25 protein-coding genes and 1 tRNA gene are annotated in these 16,179 nt (G+C 40.5%); 7 read left to right on the top strand and 19 right to left on the bottom strand.

Translation table 11 applies throughout. From position 1 onward, the window contains the following. Positions 1 to 36 precede the first annotated feature (36 nt). Positions 37 to 210 (top strand): anti-repressor SinI, encoded by a 174-nt coding sequence (gene sinI, locus KXZ66_RS12945; RefSeq protein ID WP_014477323.1) that lies wholly within the window; start codon positions 37 to 39, stop codon positions 208 to 210. Positions 211 to 243: 33 nt separating this feature from the next. Then, positions 244 to 579, top strand: a complete 336-nt coding sequence (gene sinR, locus KXZ66_RS12950) for a transcriptional regulator SinR (protein ID WP_003226345.1) — start codon at positions 244 to 246, stop codon at positions 577 to 579. 92 nt (positions 580 to 671) lie between these two features. On the opposite strand, the gene tasA is transcribed toward sinR, so the two are convergent. The 3 genes from tasA to tapA all read right to left on the bottom strand — a co-directional run bounded on the left by tasA (position 672) and on the right by tapA (position 2,839). Next, complete coding sequence (gene tasA, locus KXZ66_RS12955; RefSeq protein WP_014477324.1) at positions 672 to 1,457, bottom strand: biofilm matrix protein TasA; 786 nt, start codon at positions 1,455 to 1,457, stop codon at positions 672 to 674. Between the two features lie 64 nt (positions 1,458 to 1,521). Further along, on the bottom strand, positions 1,522 to 2,094 hold the full coding sequence (gene sipW / locus KXZ66_RS12960) for a signal peptidase I SipW (protein WP_003246088.1): 573 nt from the start codon (positions 2,092 to 2,094) through the stop codon (positions 1,522 to 1,524). Further along, entirely contained in the window at positions 2,078 to 2,839 is a 762-nt protein-coding gene (tapA, locus tag KXZ66_RS12965; protein ID WP_077671431.1) for an amyloid fiber anchoring/assembly protein TapA, read from the bottom strand. The genes sipW and tapA overlap by 17 nt, the downstream gene beginning before the upstream one ends. 270 nt (positions 2,840 to 3,109) lie before the next feature. Between tapA and KXZ66_RS12970 the strand changes: the two genes are divergently transcribed. Further along, entirely contained in the window at positions 3,110 to 3,436 is a 327-nt protein-coding gene (locus KXZ66_RS12970) for a YqzG/YhdC family protein (RefSeq protein ID WP_021480018.1), read from the top strand. Positions 3,437 to 3,477: 41 nt separating this feature from the next. Here the strand turns inward: KXZ66_RS12970 and KXZ66_RS12975 are convergent, their stop codons facing one another. From KXZ66_RS12975 to corA, 10 genes are all read right to left on the bottom strand, one after another. After that, positions 3,478 to 3,657, bottom strand: coding sequence for a YqzE family protein (locus KXZ66_RS12975; protein WP_014480252.1), 180 nt, complete (start codon positions 3,655 to 3,657; stop codon positions 3,478 to 3,480). Between the two features lie 71 nt (positions 3,658 to 3,728). Continuing rightward, on the bottom strand, positions 3,729 to 4,103 hold the full coding sequence (gene comGG, locus KXZ66_RS12980; RefSeq protein ID WP_021480019.1) for a competence type IV pilus minor pilin ComGG: 375 nt from the start codon (positions 4,101 to 4,103) through the stop codon (positions 3,729 to 3,731). Next, complete coding sequence (gene comGF / locus KXZ66_RS12985) at positions 4,104 to 4,487, bottom strand: competence type IV pilus minor pilin ComGF (RefSeq protein ID WP_031315212.1); 384 nt, start codon at positions 4,485 to 4,487, stop codon at positions 4,104 to 4,106. Between the two features lie 25 nt (positions 4,488 to 4,512). Continuing rightward, a complete protein-coding gene (gene comGE / locus KXZ66_RS12990) occupies positions 4,513 to 4,860 on the bottom strand; it encodes a ComG operon protein 5 (protein WP_021480020.1) in 348 nt (115 codons plus the stop codon). Next, positions 4,844 to 5,275 (bottom strand): comG operon protein ComGD, encoded by a 432-nt coding sequence (gene comGD, locus KXZ66_RS12995; RefSeq protein WP_021480021.1) that lies wholly within the window; start codon positions 5,273 to 5,275, stop codon positions 4,844 to 4,846. The genes comGE and comGD overlap by 17 nt, the downstream gene beginning before the upstream one ends. After that, complete coding sequence (gene comGC / locus KXZ66_RS13000; RefSeq protein WP_003230162.1) at positions 5,265 to 5,561, bottom strand: comG operon protein ComGC; 297 nt, start codon at positions 5,559 to 5,561, stop codon at positions 5,265 to 5,267. The genes comGD and comGC overlap by 11 nt, the downstream gene beginning before the upstream one ends. A 13-nt stretch (positions 5,562 to 5,574) precedes the next feature. Further along, on the bottom strand, positions 5,575 to 6,612 hold the full coding sequence (gene comGB, locus KXZ66_RS13005) for a comG operon protein ComGB (RefSeq protein ID WP_021480022.1): 1,038 nt from the start codon (positions 6,610 to 6,612) through the stop codon (positions 5,575 to 5,577). Then, positions 6,599 to 7,669 (bottom strand): competence protein ComGA, encoded by a 1,071-nt coding sequence (gene comGA, locus KXZ66_RS13010; RefSeq protein WP_004399124.1) that lies wholly within the window; start codon positions 7,667 to 7,669, stop codon positions 6,599 to 6,601. The genes comGB and comGA overlap by 14 nt, the downstream gene beginning before the upstream one ends. Before the next feature lie 288 nt (positions 7,670 to 7,957). After that, on the bottom strand, positions 7,958 to 8,095 hold the full coding sequence (locus KXZ66_RS22600; RefSeq protein WP_021480024.1) for a hypothetical protein: 138 nt from the start codon (positions 8,093 to 8,095) through the stop codon (positions 7,958 to 7,960). A gap of 1 nt (position 8,096) precedes the next feature. After that, complete coding sequence (gene corA, locus KXZ66_RS13020) at positions 8,097 to 9,050, bottom strand: magnesium transporter CorA (RefSeq protein ID WP_015483432.1); 954 nt, start codon at positions 9,048 to 9,050, stop codon at positions 8,097 to 8,099. 142 nt (positions 9,051 to 9,192) lie between these two features. Between corA and KXZ66_RS13025 the strand changes: the two genes are divergently transcribed. Continuing rightward, positions 9,193 to 10,521: a hemolysin family protein gene (locus tag KXZ66_RS13025; protein ID WP_021480026.1), complete on the top strand. Its 1,329-nt coding sequence runs from the start codon at positions 9,193 to 9,195 to the stop codon at positions 10,519 to 10,521. A gap of 52 nt (positions 10,522 to 10,573) precedes the next feature. Here the strand turns inward: KXZ66_RS13025 and rsbRD are convergent, their stop codons facing one another. Beyond that, positions 10,574 to 11,410 (bottom strand): RsbT co-antagonist protein RsbRD, encoded by an 837-nt coding sequence (rsbRD, locus tag KXZ66_RS13030; RefSeq protein ID WP_021480027.1) that lies wholly within the window; start codon positions 11,408 to 11,410, stop codon positions 10,574 to 10,576. 86 nt (positions 11,411 to 11,496) lie between these two features. Here rsbRD and KXZ66_RS13035 point away from each other — a divergent pair. Further along, positions 11,497 to 11,567 (top strand) — tRNA-Gln (locus KXZ66_RS13035). Positions 11,568 to 11,633: 66 nt separating this feature from the next. Here the strand turns inward: KXZ66_RS13035 and mgsR are convergent. Further along, the gene (mgsR, locus tag KXZ66_RS13040) at positions 11,634 to 12,014 is read right to left on the bottom strand and encodes a transcriptional regulator MgsR (protein ID WP_003230147.1); all 381 of its coding nucleotides are present in this window, start codon (positions 12,012 to 12,014) and stop codon (positions 11,634 to 11,636) included. Positions 12,015 to 12,245: 231 nt separating this feature from the next. Here mgsR and KXZ66_RS13045 point away from each other — a divergent pair, with 231 nt between their 5' ends. Further along, positions 12,246 to 12,491 carry a DUF2626 domain-containing protein gene (locus KXZ66_RS13045; RefSeq protein WP_003226300.1) on the top strand — a complete coding sequence of 82 codons (246 nt, stop codon included), beginning with the start codon at positions 12,246 to 12,248 and terminating at the stop codon, positions 12,489 to 12,491. 39 nt (positions 12,492 to 12,530) lie between these two features. Here the strand turns inward: KXZ66_RS13045 and KXZ66_RS13050 are convergent, their stop codons facing one another. Further along, positions 12,531 to 13,166, bottom strand: coding sequence for an MBL fold metallo-hydrolase (locus KXZ66_RS13050; protein WP_014480263.1), 636 nt, complete (start codon positions 13,164 to 13,166; stop codon positions 12,531 to 12,533). Positions 13,167 to 13,322: 156 nt separating this feature from the next. On the opposite strand from KXZ66_RS13050, the gene KXZ66_RS13055 reads away from it, so the two are divergent. Further along, positions 13,323 to 13,496, top strand: a complete 174-nt coding sequence (locus KXZ66_RS13055; protein ID WP_003230141.1) for a DUF2759 domain-containing protein — start codon at positions 13,323 to 13,325, stop codon at positions 13,494 to 13,496. Between the two features lie 31 nt (positions 13,497 to 13,527). Here the strand turns inward: KXZ66_RS13055 and KXZ66_RS13060 are convergent, their stop codons facing one another. The 3 genes from KXZ66_RS13060 to KXZ66_RS13070 form a co-directional block, all read right to left on the bottom strand. After that, positions 13,528 to 13,842: an MTH1187 family thiamine-binding protein gene (locus KXZ66_RS13060; protein WP_003230139.1), complete on the bottom strand. Its 315-nt coding sequence runs from the start codon at positions 13,840 to 13,842 to the stop codon at positions 13,528 to 13,530. Between the two features lie 2 nt (positions 13,843 to 13,844). Then, complete coding sequence (locus tag KXZ66_RS13065) at positions 13,845 to 14,906, bottom strand: YqgU-like beta propeller domain-containing protein (RefSeq protein WP_128441725.1); 1,062 nt, start codon at positions 14,904 to 14,906, stop codon at positions 13,845 to 13,847. A 61-nt stretch (positions 14,907 to 14,967) separates the two neighbouring features. After that, the gene (locus KXZ66_RS13070) at positions 14,968 to 16,098 is read right to left on the bottom strand and encodes a M14 family metallopeptidase (protein WP_080474435.1); all 1,131 of its coding nucleotides are present in this window, start codon (positions 16,096 to 16,098) and stop codon (positions 14,968 to 14,970) included. Between the last annotated feature and the right edge of the window lie 81 nt (positions 16,099 to 16,179).

Genomic DNA, 16,179 nt, shown 5'->3' on the forward strand with positions numbered 1-16,179 from the left:
AAATACATAAACAAGTATTTTAGGAGGAGAAACTGCATGAAAAATGCAAAACAAGAGCACTTTGAATTGGATCAAGAATGGGTTGAATTGATGATGGAAGCCAAAGAGGCAAATATCAGCCCGGAAGAAATACGAAAATATTTACTTTTAAACAAAAAGTCTGCTCATCCTGGTCCGGCAGCCAGAAGTCATACCGTAAATCCTTTCTGAATGTGCTATAATATCACAAGGAAGGTGATGACATTGATTGGCCAGCGTATTAAACAATACCGTAAAGAAAAAGGCTACTCACTATCAGAACTAGCTGAAAAAGCTGGGGTAGCGAAGTCTTATTTAAGCTCAATAGAACGAAATCTACAAACGAACCCCTCCATTCAATTTCTCGAAAAAGTCTCCGCTGTTCTGGACGTCTCGGTTCATACTTTGCTCGATGAGAAACATGAAACCGAATACGATGGTCAATTAGATAGTGAATGGGAGAAATTGGTTCGCGATGCAATGACATCCGGGGTATCGAAAAAACAATTTCGTGAATTTTTAGATTATCAAAAATGGAGAAAATCCCAAAAAGAGGAGTAGTGCCTGAGCAGAGGCACTAACTCCTCTTTTGTCAATAACCATCGAGACGGCCCAGTATATGAATACTGGGCCGTCTCTTTTTATGGCTGTTATTAATTTTTATCCTCGCTGTGCGCTTTTTCATTTTCTTTCACGTAACCATCTTTATCAGTATGGTCCTTTTTGATTGTCAAGCCGTTCCACTGTGTAGCTTCGAATGAGAATTGAAGCTTAATGGAGTTGCCTTGATATTTATTTTGAACCATAAGCCCGTTTTCATCTTTTGTTTTATCATCCTTGAATTGGATTTCCATTTGAACCTGATCGAAGTCAGTTGGTGTTTTTGGAACACCATCATATTCAGGAGCGGTTTTACCATCAATTGTTGCTACATTGACTTTACCGCTTGCATTTAAGAATTTAGGGTCAATTTGTTTTTTGATTTTTTCAGCAGCCGCTGCATCATTTTTAGCAGACATCAAATACAAGTCTTTAAGGTTCGCATCATCTAAAATAATGTTTTTCGGGTAGCCATTGCCGCCCTCTTTTCCAACTGTCAACAATGTCACTTCAAACTGGCTGAGGAAATCTTCTGGAGATGTATTGCTGCCGCCATTTGCTTTAAAATCTCCATAATTAAGCGCCATTAAAACTTCTTTGATCGCAAGTGATCCGTTATTTTCAAATTGGAAATCCTTTGTCAACTTATCTCCCGGCTTTAGATTTGATAAGTTCACACTCGCTGAATTTTCTTTAGCAGATAAATCAAGCGTACCTGATGCAAAAGTAGCATCCTTTGATTTAATGTCGTTAAATGCTGCCCATGTTCCTCCTCCAACTAAAGCTAATCCTAGTGCTGCAGAAGCAACTCCTAAACTCAATTTCTTTTTCATACCCATGGTTAAAACTCCCCTTTTATTGAATGTTTTATATCGAAACCTGTTGCCAGGTTTACAACTGAAGTTAAGTGGACATGGTGCTGTCCTTTGTATCTGTTTCCAAGGCTTTTGTCTTTCTTTCAATTTCTCTAATGGCGCTGCTGATCGTCACAAAAGCGTACACTAACAGCATCACGCCGGGAACAATCAATAATACAGCCGTTCCAATTGGCTGGCTGGCAAAATGAAGCATATAGCCGGCATATGGAAGCTGAAAACCTGTGTATTGCGCGCGAACATTTTCGTCCGATACAGGCGCTGAATCAGCTGCTGCATTATTATCACCTTTTGTTTTAAATAACAAATGGTCTCCTTGCTTTGTTATGTCAACAATTCTGTGGGTGACCGCCGTATTTGCATCCTGCATAAATGTAATAACGTCACCTTTTTGGAGCTCTTTCACATCAGTGATTTCTTTGACCAATATTAAGGAACCTGTATTGAACTCCGGCTCCATCGAACCTGACAGAACTGATTTCAATGTATACCCAAACACAGCCGGCTCTCCCCCGGATGAACGTGTTGAAATCACGACAAGTGTCAGCACAATAATAAGAGTAAAGATGATCACGTATAAAATATTACTGATCAGCTTCATTGCTTTTTTCATCCTCTTCCCCGCTTTCCTTCTGGTCTGATTGAGTTTCATTTTCTTTGGTTACAGCTTCTTGAGATGTTTCTTCTTTCATTGTTTTTTCCTGTATATCCTTTTGTGTTGTTTCATTCTCCTTTTTGACGTCCGACTTTGTTTCTTTTTTAGGGACTGTCGGTTTTTCATCGCATTTTGCAAGCGTCATAGGCTCCGACCACTCAAATGTACTGCCGTTTGCCGGGTAGCCTGCCGGTTTATATACTTTAAATGCATAAATGCCGGGTTTCATTTTTTTCTTCGTCTCAATTTTATAAAGTGAATCGCTGATTTGATTGGAGACAAATCCTTTTTCGATCACGTTCCCATCCTTTAACGGTTTTCGGGCATTTTCAAGCTTATGAAGCTCCCACTTCCACTTTGATTTCTTAAGTTTCTCACCTGTATTTTCGAGCTCAGCAAATAAGGTGATAGGTGAGCATACAGTTCCTTTCGTATCCGTTTGATCTGATATGTGCAAATCACTTTGATCCCAGCGTTTATCATAATGGCAGTTTTTATCTGTATGCTGAAAGTCTTTACACGTTTGAAGTGAGACATCAAATGTTTCAATATCATGAAAAGCAGCGCTTGTATCATCGGAAAATTGTAAGCATACTGCGGCAGTCAGACTGAAAATGACTGAAAGCTGGAAGATTAGCAGAACTTTCAGTTTCGTCTTCGCCTTTTGCTGATTGTGAAACAATCGAAACATATCTTACCTCCTGTAAAACACTGTAACTTGATATGACAATCGTTCTTTTTAAAGAACTACACAAGTAGAGTATAATCAACGATTTATAGATTTAAAAACACCAAAATCACTCATTTTGTTCGTTTAAAAGAATGTTTTCATCATATTACAAAGTCTTGCTCAGTATTGCTCATCTTTTCAATTTTTTTGAAATTTTTGGGATTGTTATGTGAGAATTTAAATGCATATCCCGTTATTATTTGGTAATAATAAACAAGAAAGGGTGACAGCATGATGATCAAACAATGTATGATTTGTCTAACTCTTCTTGTCTTTGGCACCACAGCCGCTCACGCAGAAGAAACACCGCTTGTAACCTCCCGTCACATGTCCAAATGGGAAGAGATTGCTGTAAAAGAAGCAAAAAAAAGGTACCCGCTCGCACAGGTACTGTTCAAACAAAAAGTATGGGACCGTAAAAGAAAAGATGAAGCAGTGAAGCAATACCATTTAACTCTGAGGGAAGGATCAAAAGAATTCGGCGTTTTTGTGACGATTTCATTTGATCCTTATAGCCAAAAGGTCAATAAAATCGCCATATTAGAAGAATATCAATAAGGTCCTCCATTTTTTGAAGGACCTTATTCGTTTATTTGCGGTTATTTTTTCCGTTTCAGCCAAAGCCGGAAGCCATAGGGTAAAATACCGAACCACTGCTGAGAAGCAGGCGTTTTTGTTTCTTTCCGCACCTCTTTTCGTTCTTTTCGCTCATCTCTCGGTGTATCTATATATTTGACAAATTGCTGAGTCATATATTTAACATAATCATTCGTTTTCACGTGATCACCTCATCATTCAATTATTATGAAGTGTTGTCTCACATGACTTTTTTTATACCCTTTACACTGTTTTATTCTGTCCATCTCAGCAGTTTTTTCTGTTTTTGATCAAACACGATCTGTGCAGTTCTTTCTGTTCCCGACTCAGTTGACACTCTTAAGTTGATTTCTTTTTGTTCTTTTATCGATGTATCATGAATGTAATAAGAAACCCGTCCATATGGAAATTGCTGCGTACCCTCCTGGCCTTTCCGTTTCTCTAGAACGTGCCGAATCGAAAGAAGCGTACCATTTTGAAGCAAATTCTCTCCTATGTATAACTCTTTTGTTTCCTTCTCAAACATGCAGCGTGAAATATATTGAACAGCAGCAAAGTTCACGATTAACAGCACAAGCGCTGACACAAAAAGAACAGCTGGATAAATAAACCCTCTTGTACGATACATTCACCCCCCTCCTAAATACGAATAGACTGGAAAAGCAGTTTGATACACTTTTTGGTCCTCACTCTCAATTTTCAGCAAAACAACACCATTTTCAATATCAGCTTTCATGGCAGTAATATGATCTAAAATCGGAACATGCCCTTTGCCATCCACTCTTTTTCTTATCATTGAATGATAAATGTCAAAACGGATGTCTTGTCCGGAAAGATTGGTGCAGATTAACACGCTCCCATGCTCGGCTGTCTTAACTGCCTGTGATTCCTTGCATTCATTCATCATCTGTTCTATCGAAATCATCCATTCTTGCTGTGTGAAACCCTCATGTTCCTGCTGTCGAGATAAAAACAGATGGAAAATCGCAGCTAACGATCCTGATATGAGCAAAAAGACTGAGAGCGAAAATAATACGTTAAGAAGCGTGTAGCCATTCTGTCTGCAGGATGCTGAGGCAAAATGATTTCTCTTTATAAGCTGCGGCTTTGATACATACGTTTTGATATTCGCCCTCCTCCTCCCACTTCATTGCATAGATATGATTGTTCTTTGTAATCGTTTTTGACGCGGCTCCTTCACCACTCATGACATATTTGCTAATGCTCTCATTCATCATCTGATAGCCAATTTCTCGTGATTCCGCCATTTTTTCATCAGCTATCAGCTTGTCCCACAAGGGGACGACTGTCAGCAGCACAAACAGCCACAGGCTTAGCGCAGACATTGTTTCTATTGTAGAAAAACCTTTATTTTCTCTCCACATTGACTCTCCCGCTCCCTAGATAAACTGTTATATCATATACGGCATGGCCATTTACTCGTATTTTTCCGCCTGCATTCGGGTGCCCTTTCTCATTAAATTCCAAACGGTCTTTTAATGTCAGCAGTTCTATAGAAAGTCCCCTTGCATACGGACGTTCAATGACCGTATCACCAATGACTAATTGATATTCTTTTTTATGAAAGAAAATTTTTGTTCTTTGTTGACGGGAAATAGCAGCCTGCTGTGTGAGCATAATATCATTTTTCAGCTGCCTTGCTGCCTGTCGGACAGCTGTATTGTCATAAGCAGGAGGAAGTGTAGTGAAGATGGCCACCAGGAGGATAGAGGCAAGGCTTAACACAAGCAAACTTTCTAAAAGGGTAAACCCCTCCTCCTCGTTTAATTTAATGTTCAACCTTAACTTCTCCGCCGGTGATGATAATGCGCTTACCATTTGGACAGACAGCATCCTTTTTCACATAGCCCTCTGACTGTAAATCGGCAAGGCTCGGAGTTTGTCCTTCATGATCAAGCTCAAATGCAGTCATTTGTGCCTTAACCATGTTTTGTAAGCCTTCACAGCCCTTTTTTTGAATGGTTTGGTTATGTTTCGTGACGTTCGGTATCGTAATTAAAAGCAAAATCGAAATAATAAAGAGCACGATTAACATTTCAACAAGTGTAAATCCTTTCTCATTCATCAGCCTCTTCCTTTCACATTTGATTCATCATCTGATACATAGGCACAAGCATAGATAAATACACAAGTAAGATCATCGCTGCAACAAATCCATAAATCATTGGCTGAAGGATGCCTGTCCATTTTTGCGCTTTGTGTTCCAGCCGCTGTAATATGAATTGGCTGTATGTGAAAAGCTCCCGATCCAATCGGCCGCTCAGCTGGCCGTGAGATATGACTTTTGATAAATCAGTTTCATAAAAAGGGCTTCCACAAATAGCGGATTCAATTGACTCACCGGCTTTTAGCCGTTCAATCAATTGTTCAGCCTCGCAGCGGTAGAAAGGGAGAAACGTTTGATGTTTAAATGCATTAAGGCTGTCATAAATTGAGAGGCCTGATTTTAAAAGGCTGCTTAGCTGCAAAGAAAAAAAGTAGCTGTTAAACAGCTTGACAAGCTTTCCAACCAAAGGAATACTGATACAAATCAGCATTTGCCGGGCAGGTGATTTTTTCTTAAACACAAGCCAATAATAAATCCCGATACCTGCTGTAAAAAGAACAAGCAAAATGATCACAAGATCAATATGCTGAAAAAAAGCAAAAAGCATATCGGTTGAACGTGAGGTTTCCATATTCATCGATTGATAGATACCGGAAAACTGAGGAATGATGATGGACTGTAACATATAAAACATGACAGCGACCGTAAAGATGAGGAAAAGCGGATAGCGCAGCACTCTTTTCAGCTGGTCTGCCTGTGCAATTTTTCGTTCCAGCAGCTCTCCGCTCTGGATCATGGAAGCAGGCAGTTCACCATGTGTTTCAGCAAAATAACAAATACCTACGGCTTCCTTATGAAATGACAAACTCTTTAGTACTTGATAAAACGGAGCCCCTTCCCTCAAACAAGTGACCGTATCAGTCAAGTCAGCCGCCTGCCTCTTATTCATCTGAAGTTCCATCAGGCGTAATCCATCCAGAAGCGTATATCCCCCCGCAGTCATTTCACCGAGCCGCTTTAATAACCTGGCTTGATCCTTTAATGACCAGACTTTTCTAATCTTTTTCATGATAAACCCACCGGTCATAGTTGTTTGTCGTTAAATAGCCGAGCGCAATTCCTTTTCTGATAATTTGACGAAGCGTTTGATATTGGTAATTTGCATGATTTCCTTTTGCCTCCTGGATACATTGCTGAAGATTTTTCCCGTATAGAAGCTCATAAACGCTAGCTCTCCTGGTATTTCGTGACTGTCGGCAATACACTGATGAACATCCGTTTTCACAAAACGGGCAAGCCAAATCAACCAAGCGCTGAGCCGCTATTGCAATGACAGTCTGTTCGATTTCATTCATATTGATACCGAATTCAAGCAGTCTGTAAATGGCGCCCTTTGCGTCTCTCGTATGAAGGCTCGTTAGTACCAGATGTCCCGTCATCGCTGCCCGCACCGCAATTTCAGCTGTTTCCGCGTCTCTGATCTCACCTAAAATAATCATATCGGGATCATGGCGCAAAATTGCTTTCAGACCTGCAGAATAAGTTACACCGGCTTTTTCATTCACCTGAACCTGAAGAACATCTTCATCCCTTGTTTCAACAGGGTCCTCTAATGTGACAATATTTCGATTAAAGTGTTTTTTTGCATATTGAACGAGAGAGTATAGTGTGGTAGTCTTCCCTGAACCAGTTGGCCCGGTAAAAATGAGCATGCCATGGGAATGTTTTAAAAACGAGAGTAATGTGGCTCCTGTCTTTGGAAATAGCGACAATTTATCAATCGAAGGGATATTGTATTGGGGCATCACTCTGATCACGAGGCTTTCTTCATTAATTGTGGGCAGCGTTGACATTCTTAAATGAACATTTCCCTCTTTCAGCTTTAACGTAAGCGAACCGTTTTGCGGCTTTCGCCTTTCACCTATATCCATTGCTGAAAGAAATTTAAAATGTGAAATCAGTCTTACGCACTCTTCTTTTTTCATGTCCCTTTTTTTCAGCAAGGCATGATCGACCCGAAAATGAATGATAGCGTCCCGCTCCCTCGGCACGATGTGAATATCAGAAGCCTTTGTTAGATATGCCTCTTCAATCAAGTTTTTGCTTACCTTTTCTATTGAATCCAATTTGATTCCCTCTCCTTTCAACGCATATTGTAGAAAAAGAAGGAGCGGTAATCAAACAGGGAAAACGTGATTTTGTGAGATGTTATATGCTGAAAAACCAATTCTTTCTGGAAAGAAAAAAAGACTTTCAACTGAATGTGCCCCTGTCATTATAATTTTCCCTATAAATAAAAAAGCAGACATGGTCACCATGCCTGCTTGATTCCATTTTATTATGCTGTTTTCGCTTTTTGACCAGTATCTTTCTCAACGGAAAGGTCGCCTAATGCAACAATACCGGTCATTTGGTCATTTGGTCATTTGGTCATTTTCAAGAATCGATAAACTGCGGATTTGATGCTCTGTCATAAGCGCCTTGACATCGTATCCGGTCACCCTGATATGTCTGGTGAAAAAGCGGGGCACGCTGCACAAAATATGAAACATCCTATAGAGTCCGCCTTTTTCGAGGTTTCTTTTTCTTCTTCCGCTCCTGCAGCATATCTCCCGTCCAGCCTTTTTTCCTCAAATAGAGATAGATCAGAACTGTAGATGTGACAATCAATAAGAGAGAAAAGAGATATCCGTATTTCCAATTCAGTTCCGGCATCACTGAAAAGTTCATCCCCCATAAGGCCCCCAGAGCTGTAATCGGCGTAAAAAGCGTCGTGAAAATGGTCAGCGCTTTTACAATTTCATTCCCCCTATGTGAGGTAATGACTTCCTCTGAATGCAACAGATTGTTAAGCTCCCCTTCAAATTCGCTGATGTATGTAAATCCCCTGTCAATTTTCAGTTGTGTCCGCTGATAATCCTTTTTCTCTTCATTTTGAGGTAAAAAGGTTTCTTTCAACGCCATTTCAATTTTTTTAGCGCTTAGTATCAAATTTTTCCAAATCATCAGTTCATGGCGCAGGAGATGGACGCGGTTTAAAATGCTTTTGCTATTGTCGTCTTTAATCTGCCATCTAAGCTTTCTCAGCTTTACTTCAAATTCATCAACACCGATTAAATACGCATTCATTAGTTCGCCGAGAAGAATTAAAAACCCCTCTATCGCATTGTCCGCTCTTTCCATTTGCCGGACAACTTCTTTTCCTTTAATCTCTCTCAAAATTGAAAAGTCAAAGTTGATTGTAAAAAAATATTGTCTGGTGATATAAAAGTGAAAAACAGTATGGTCTTTTTCTTCACCAAGCCCCTGATCATAAACAATCGACCCAAATACCGCTTCATTTTCCGTTTCAGTTGTATCTACTCGCAAAAAATTAACGTGATGGTTATTTTCAAACCACTTTTCACACTGAGGCCAGTGAGAAAAATGGATTAGATCCCTTGCCTTACTTCTTTCTTGAGGCCCCATTTGGTACCAAAACCAATCCTTTCCCGTATGTGCCTTCATGTCAAGCTCCTCCAAACTTTTGTTCTTTATTCTTTAATTGCCCAATAACGGCGTCACTAAACCAGTCTGCCGCTTCAACACATGTTTTATGAGCATTTTCAGGTGGTATGGAATGTAGAAAGACATCGGAAAAGGGAGGTGCATGCCTTCCTTGGAGAAGGCAGTTGTTTTGGAATTTGTCAATTTACTAGCAGTCGCTATTCTTATTTTGTTAACAGGATTTTTTGTTGCCGTAGAATTTTCAATCGTAAAAGTGCGGCGGTCCAAAATTGATCAGCTTGTCGCAAAAGGAAAGAAAGGTGCTAAAGCGGCAAAGCATGTCATCACTCACCTTGATGAATATTTATCAGCCTGTCAGCTGGGCATCACAGTCGCAGCCTTAGGACTGGGATGGCTTGGGGAACCGACTGTGCAAACTCTGCTTCGACCGCTTTTTCATAAAGCAGGCTTAAATGAATCGCTTACCCACCTGCTGTCACTCGTCATCGCATTTTTAGCGGTTACGTATTTAAATGTCGTTATCGGGGAGCTGGCGCCAAAGAGTTTCGCCATTCAAAAAGCAGAAAGCATTACCTTGTTGTTCGCTAAACCGCTTATTTGGTTTTATAAGATCATGTTTCCATTCATTTGGCTGTTGAACCACTCTGCCCGATTGATTACAGGAGTGTTTGGACTGAAGCCGGCATCAGAGCACGAGCTGGCATATACAGAGGAAGAACTTCGGGTCCTATTGGCTGAAAGCTATAAAAGCGGCGAGATCAGAAAAAGTGAATTAAAGTACATGAATAATATCTTTACCTTTGATAAACGAATGGCAAAGGAAATTATGGTGCCGCGAAATGAAATGGTCAGTTTGTCACTAGATGAAGACTCCATTTCAAATCTTCAGGAAACAGTCAAGCAAACAAAATATACACGGTACCCAGTTGTAAGAGAGGATAAAGATAACGTTATTGGCGTGATTAATATGAAAGAAGTGCTGTTTTCCATGCTGACGAAAGATTTTTCAATCAAGAAGCATCAAATTGAACCTTTCGTACAGCCCGTTATCCATGTCATTGAGACGATTCCTATTTATAAACTACTGCTGAAAATGCAAAAGGAACGCACTCATATGGCGATCCTCATAGATGAATATGGCGGGACGTCCGGTTTGGTCACTGTCGAGGATATTATCGAAGAAATTGTAGGGGAAATCCGTGATGAATTTGATGCGGATGAAGTGCCTCATATCCGCGAACTTGGAAAGGATCATTACTTGTTAAATGCAAAATTATTAATCAGCGATGTTAACAGCCTGCTTGGAACCGATTTATCAGAGGCTGAAGTAGACACCTTGGGCGGCTGGTTTTTGACACAAAACATAGACGCTGAGCCTGAAAGTGCCATAGAATATGATGGCTACTCTTTTAAGGTAAAAGACATCAACAGCCATCACATTTTATTTATAGAAGTTAAAAAAGCTGAATAGCCCGTGAAAGGCTGTTCAGCTGCTATCTTTCAAGATAAACATGGCAAAGGCATCAACACTCTTTTATTTTAAACCCTTTATTGGCCAGGGCTTTAGCAAGACTTTGCTCGGTTTTCACATTCGAAAAATCCAGACCCAGCTTCACGACAGTTTGGGCAATTTCCGGCCTGATTCCTGAAATAATCGTCTCAATGCCGAGCAATTTGGTGCTGTCAATCACTTTAAAAATTTGATAGGCTACCATGGTATCAACGATAGGAACGCCCGAAATATCTAAAAATAAATACGAGAGCTTTAACGCTGAGCACTGCTCCAGCACAGACTCCAAAATCGTCCTCGCTCTGTGCGTATCAATTTCACCGACAAGCGGAAGAATCCCAATTCCATCAGTAATCGGCATAATCGGCGCACTCAATTCATTAATCATTTCTTTTTGCGCGTTTAATTGTATCATGGTCACCTGGTGATATTCTTCCGTAAACACTTCGATGATCTCATCAATGTTTTGATTCAAGATCCGGCTCCACTCATAAAATTCCTGAATGCTGATGTCTTGAGAAGAAGCTTCGCTGAATTTCTGAATCCATTCAAACATAATGTGCCTGAAGGTGTTAAACTGGCCGACACTTTGTGTAACCGTCACTTCATGAACGGCACGGTCTCTGGCGCATTGAAGAGACCACCGGTTGAGCTCATCCTCTACGTCTTCTTTTCTAAGGGATTTTGCTACGATGGTCACCAATAATTCATGCTGGTCTTTTAACTTTTGTTCTAGTTTTTGCTGATCTTTCGCTGAATACAGCCAGCTGCCTTTTGACGTACAAACTTCCAGCCATTGTTGCGTGATATCTTCTTTGTGCTCTGTTAAGTGCTGATCAAGAGCTATCATCTTAATGAGCTCCCTCCTGTTTTTGAAAAATGTACGCTATATATGTATAACGCGTCTGCCTTTACACATACTATGTTTAGATTCAATGGGCTATAGCCAAGCGGTAAGGCAATGGACTTTGACTCCGTGATCGTTGGTTCGAATCCAGCTAGCCCAGTTTCTGAACAGGTGAAAAACCGAAGATAAGCTGATTCGAATAAATCAGCGGATCTTCGGTTTTTCATCATGCAGATTGATGAACCGTTTTCTTCTTCGATAACTTCAACAGTTCTCCCGGGTTATAACCAATCACCAGCTTTTTGTTGTCTACTAGAATCGGGCGTCGCAAAAGCTTCGGCTTCTCGATTAAAAGTTCCAGCACCTCATTTACCGTCATTTCTTCAATGTTTAAATTTAAATTTTTGAAAGTCTGGCTTCTTGTCGCCAAAATTTCATCAATTCCTTCTGTCGTTAACGATAAAATGTACTTTAATTCTTCTCTTGTCGGGGTTTCTCTGAATAAATGCCGTTCGTTAAATTCAATTTGATGTGCTTTAAGCCAATGTTTTGTTTTTCGGCATGACGTGCAGCTTGGATATGAGTAAAAAGTTAATTGTTGTTCCATTCGTTTTTTCCTCCTCAGTTAACCATCTCTTTGTAGAATAACTACCCGGATCATTTTTCATTTAAACCATTTACAGAACTTTTTTCGGATTATTTTTTAAAAAACATTCATACAATAGAAAACACAATCAAAGGGACAAATTCCATTTGTATATTAATAATGAAAATGTTTACATTTCTAGGTGTGATCTATTATAATAACAGTCAGAGGGACTCTCGGGAGGGGATAAAAATGAATCGCATGTTCCGGGTGTTAGGATTTTGGACGGGAATTTTTGCAGTCATGTTTTATTTAGGTGATATGAAAGATGCTTCCCTTTTATTTTTTGGACAGACGATCTTATTTGTGTTTCTATCGTATTTGAACTTAACCGAACGCATGTATATTTATATTTTTGGCGCTTATTTAACGATTTTCTTCGCCGGCTTTACATATTACTCAATTTTTATTATGGTGCCCGGCGGCGGAGGCCATTAAATGCAAAAAGAGACAAACCTTATCGGTTTGTCTCTTTTTTTACAATGAAAACCCATTTAAAAACGGATTTTGATCCTGCTCAGTCAGTACGTCTGTTTCAGGTCCATGGCCGCTTAACACCAGCGTGTGTTCCGGAAGCGTAAGCAGTTTTTCATGAATGGACGTCAGCAGCGTCTCTTGATCGCCGCCTATTAAATCCGTACGTCCTATACCGCCTTGGAACAAGACATCTCCGGAGATAACCAAGTCTGCATCTTTCACGTAGTAAGACACACTGCCTGGTGAATGTCCCGGCGTAAATAATGTTTCCAAATGAAACGGCCCGATATTCAACTCACCGTCGCCTTCAATTAGATGATCTGCAGGCTTAGCTGTGACTTCTATCCCTCGCAGCATGCCGGAGCCGTTTAAAGAAGCATCCGTAAGCCAATTTTTTTCATTTTGATGCAGGTAAACAGGGATATCCCATTTTTCTCTCACTTCATCAAGCGCCCCAATATGGTCAAAATGGGCATGTGTAAGCAAAATGGCTAAAGGCGTCAGCCCTTTTTCTTTTATGTATTGATTGATTTTATGTCCCTCGCCGCCCGGATCAAAAATCAGGCATTGATCATCACTGATGAGAAAATATGCGTTCGCTTGAATCGGCCCTACTGGCATTCGTCTCCATTTCACTATTATCACCTCTTTCTTTTTTATGCTCTTATTATGAGGGTTTTTTAAAAAAGATTCAAACAATCGCAATGAAAACGCTATCGACAAACCTATAAAAAACAGGTAGAATAAAACTGGAAAGAATTGCAGGTTTTTCAATGTAAAGGGGGCTGTGTTATGTTACTTGTCGTGATTTTCGGCCTTGTCGCTCTTTTCGCTTTATGGGGAGTCTTGCGTTCTGTTAGAAATAAAAATATACTCGGGTTTTTATTAGCCGGTGCCACCTTATTTGTCTTTGGATGGTTTACCGTGATGACCGTAATAAACAGCGGGTATCCAACCGCACATTAAAACCTGTATCCGATCGGATACAGGTTTATTTTTATGGCTGTAAATGTTTATTGACACTTTCTATTTTGCTCTCAAGCGTCGTTTTTTTGTCACGCCTGTCATCGATACGGATATTCGTTGCCACTCTGTGCAATCCTTTTTGAAATGGCGCTTCGTGAATTGCCTGAATGACTGCAAAAAGGTCACTGAGTTCTCCCTCGATCAGCGTATTCATCGGTGTCAGCTGATATTTGATTTTCCCTTCTGCTTGATATCCTTCTAATATCTTTTGCACATCGGCTACGTAAGCACTGACACTGGGTGTTTCCGTACCGATTGGGATAATGGTTACATCTGCGATAGCCATCGTTATTCCATCTCCTTTTGATCAATGATGAGTTGCTTCGTTTCATGTGATTTCAATAAAATAATTTGCTCAAAATGAAAGCCGTATAACGCATATTTCCCGTTCGGAGATATTTGAATCGGCTCCATTTCCCGCAGAGACACAAGATCTTTTGTCTCTCCCGATGCTACATTGATTGCTGCGAGCTTATATGCATCGCCGCTTTGTTTGAATGTATAAAACATGCCTCCTGCATCATCATAGTCATACTCCATTGGAGCCAAACTTGTATATTTCGCTTGGAGCGGCCATTTCGCTGTAACAGGTGATGTTGATTGAGGCGTTTTAAACTGATACGTCCCTTTTCCTCCGGAAGCTGATTTGACAGTAAAACTCATTTGATGGAAAGAATCGAAGAATAGAACGTCATCCTCAAGCTTCTGTTCCGTCTTAGAAGCTGTATCGAACGTATATAAAGGCCCTGTTTTATCGTCTCTTCCCTCTTTTACATAATCAAATGTATTTTTGGATGTCCAATGAATGAACGGAACCTGTACTGGGCTTAAGAAAGATTCGTCTTTTTTAGCATTCACCTGATATGTATGGAAATCCCAGTTTTCATTGAATTCCGTCACCATCATTTGATAAGGATCATACTGATTCCAAGCAGCCTCAAGCTCATACGTTTCGTAATCTTTTTCGTAAAGCGTCTCTCCTTCTGCATTAAGCAAAACGACTGCCGTCTTTTGGCTATGTGTGATTTGCAGCAGAATCATCTGCTCCCTCGCATTGATTTGAACATCAACGATTTGACCATCCGTTTGATAGAGCTTTTTCGCTTTGCCTGTAAAGATGCGGTACGCAAAAAGCTCTGTTTTCGTCGGATTAGACGCAGTATATAATATTGTGCTGTTATTCAGCCAGCCTTCCGCCCCATCCGCTTTTTCCGAGGAAAGCGGTATGATGTCTTTTTTCTCATCTTTTGCCGCCGATGCCTGTTTTTGCTGCTGATGAGATGGTTCGCATGCCGATAAACTAAACAGCAATACCGCCAGCAGAATAAAACAAACTGATCTCATCAGCATTCCCCTCCGATCATCTTTATTCTCTCATATTTGCTTCGGCAGAAAAAAGAAAAAGTTTCAGTTACTCATGAAAAAATAACGCCCTCCACAAGATGCCGTTTGTGGCGTTATATATGTGTAAAAACTGCTGAAACGGCAAAGGATTTTGGCCTTTTCCAAGTTCCACCGTATACCCTTCCTTAAAATAATGATGAATAAACCAATCACGAAATCCAGCATAGCTGTCTATATCCCTTACTCCCTTATAAATGTTCCCGCTTAACTCCTCAAAATCCTTTATCACGGCAGCAGATTCCTCAGGCTCAAGGCCTTTATAGCCCCAATAAATTTCTTCTCCTTGAGTATGAAGAGCCAGTAGTCTGTCAGGCGGATTCTCCGTGATCAGCCGGTACATCGCAATAGATTCCGGCTCCGTAAGCGGAGAGATTCCCGGAAAATCGCGGTAGCTGGGTGCTGTCGGTTTTCGGTATTTTTCAATTTCCCATAATGATGGAAATTGTTTATTTAAATCAACCCCGTTTATATTCGCCTTCCATTCATTAAAATTCGGACGATGTTCATTTAGCCTTTCGAGCTCATCTCTTCTGGCTCCCATGACTTCTGATCCGTTTAAAACAAGATCAACGCCATCCGGATTGACAAGAGGAACGAGGGATAAGGATGTGCTGTTAAACAGCTTTATGGGAGAAAAGCCAAAGAAAGGCGAATTGCAGCATAATGACATACAGTATTCCTTAAACCATTTTAGCAGGACAGACGTTGTAATCCACTCATTCGCATGAAATGACGCGTTCATATGGACCTTTTTTACGGCATGCTCCCCACCAGCCTTCAGCTCCCAGATAGGCCTGCCGAGTACAGAACGGCCAATTTCCCGGCATGAGACAAACGGAAAAACATCAATAATCTTCTTTATTTCCTTTTCAACAGCTGAATCATCATAGATTTTCTCTTGCTCAATCCAGCTATCAGAAAGTTTCAGCTGCCGAGGCTGTAAAAAGCGCTTTATGTCCTGAATGGTTTGAAGCTCTTTGCCGCTATGCTCCTCTATCACATAACCAGGGCAATACAATTGATGTTTTTGTGCGGAGCGATTTGCACTTTTAAGCAATTCCTCGTCTATCTTCAGTTCTTTCGCCACTCTGGCCAAATTGTTCTTGATCTCAGGTTTCACCGTAATAAACGCCATCATCATCCCCCTTTTTTGTTACTATATGACAGCCTATTTAAAAAAAGAAAGCCTCCCGCTCACTTTGACGCGGGAGACATTGTG

The sequence above is a fragment of the Bacillus sp. LJBS17 genome (assembly GCF_019334685.1).
In the GTDB taxonomy this organism is placed as follows: Bacteria; Bacillota; Bacilli; order Bacillales; family Bacillaceae; genus Bacillus; species Bacillus subtilis.

What these genes read in the sequence shown, in the direction of transcription:
- sipW (WP_003246088.1), bottom strand. Translation starts at nt 2,094, where the DNA reads ATGAAGCTGATCAGTAATATTTTATACGTGATCATCTTTACTCTTATT.
- comGB (WP_021480022.1), bottom strand. Translation starts at nt 6,612, where the DNA reads ATGAAAAAGATTAGAAAAGTCTGGTCATTAAAGGATCAAGCCAGGTTA.
- KXZ66_RS13070 (WP_080474435.1), bottom strand. Translation starts at nt 16,098, where the DNA reads ATGATGGCGTTTATTACGGTGAAACCTGAGATCAAGAACAATTTGGCC.
- KXZ66_RS22600 (WP_021480024.1), bottom strand. Translation starts at nt 8,095, where the DNA reads ATGTTTCATATTTTGTGCAGCGTGCCCCGCTTTTTCACCAGACATATC.
- rsbRD (WP_021480027.1), bottom strand. Translation starts at nt 11,410, where the DNA reads ATGATAGCTCTTGATCAGCACTTAACAGAGCACAAAGAAGATATCACG.
- comGC (WP_003230162.1), bottom strand. Translation starts at nt 5,561, where the DNA reads ATGAATGAGAAAGGATTTACACTTGTTGAAATGTTAATCGTGCTCTTT.
- KXZ66_RS13025 (WP_021480026.1), top strand. Translation starts at nt 9,193, where the DNA reads ATGCCTTCCTTGGAGAAGGCAGTTGTTTTGGAATTTGTCAATTTACTA.
- comGE (WP_021480020.1), bottom strand. Translation starts at nt 4,860, where the DNA reads ATGTGGAGAGAAAATAAAGGTTTTTCTACAATAGAAACAATGTCTGCG.
- KXZ66_RS13055 (WP_003230141.1), top strand. Translation starts at nt 13,323, where the DNA reads ATGTTACTTGTCGTGATTTTCGGCCTTGTCGCTCTTTTCGCTTTATGG.
- KXZ66_RS13065 (WP_128441725.1), bottom strand. Translation starts at nt 14,906, where the DNA reads ATGCTGATGAGATCAGTTTGTTTTATTCTGCTGGCGGTATTGCTGTTT.
- tasA (WP_014477324.1), bottom strand. Translation starts at nt 1,457, where the DNA reads ATGGGTATGAAAAAGAAATTGAGTTTAGGAGTTGCTTCTGCAGCACTA.
- mgsR (WP_003230147.1), bottom strand. Translation starts at nt 12,014, where the DNA reads ATGGAACAACAATTAACTTTTTACTCATATCCAAGCTGCACGTCATGC.
- corA (WP_015483432.1), bottom strand. Translation starts at nt 9,050, where the DNA reads ATGAAGGCACATACGGGAAAGGATTGGTTTTGGTACCAAATGGGGCCT.
- comGG (WP_021480019.1), bottom strand. Translation starts at nt 4,103, where the DNA reads ATGTATCGTACAAGAGGGTTTATTTATCCAGCTGTTCTTTTTGTGTCA.
- KXZ66_RS13045 (WP_003226300.1), top strand. Translation starts at nt 12,246, where the DNA reads ATGAATCGCATGTTCCGGGTGTTAGGATTTTGGACGGGAATTTTTGCA.
- sinI (WP_014477323.1), top strand. Translation starts at nt 37, where the DNA reads ATGAAAAATGCAAAACAAGAGCACTTTGAATTGGATCAAGAATGGGTT.
- KXZ66_RS12970 (WP_021480018.1), top strand. Translation starts at nt 3,110, where the DNA reads ATGATGATCAAACAATGTATGATTTGTCTAACTCTTCTTGTCTTTGGC.
- KXZ66_RS13060 (WP_003230139.1), bottom strand. Translation starts at nt 13,842, where the DNA reads ATGGCTATCGCAGATGTAACCATTATCCCAATCGGTACGGAAACACCC.
- tapA (WP_077671431.1), bottom strand. Translation starts at nt 2,839, where the DNA reads ATGTTTCGATTGTTTCACAATCAGCAAAAGGCGAAGACGAAACTGAAA.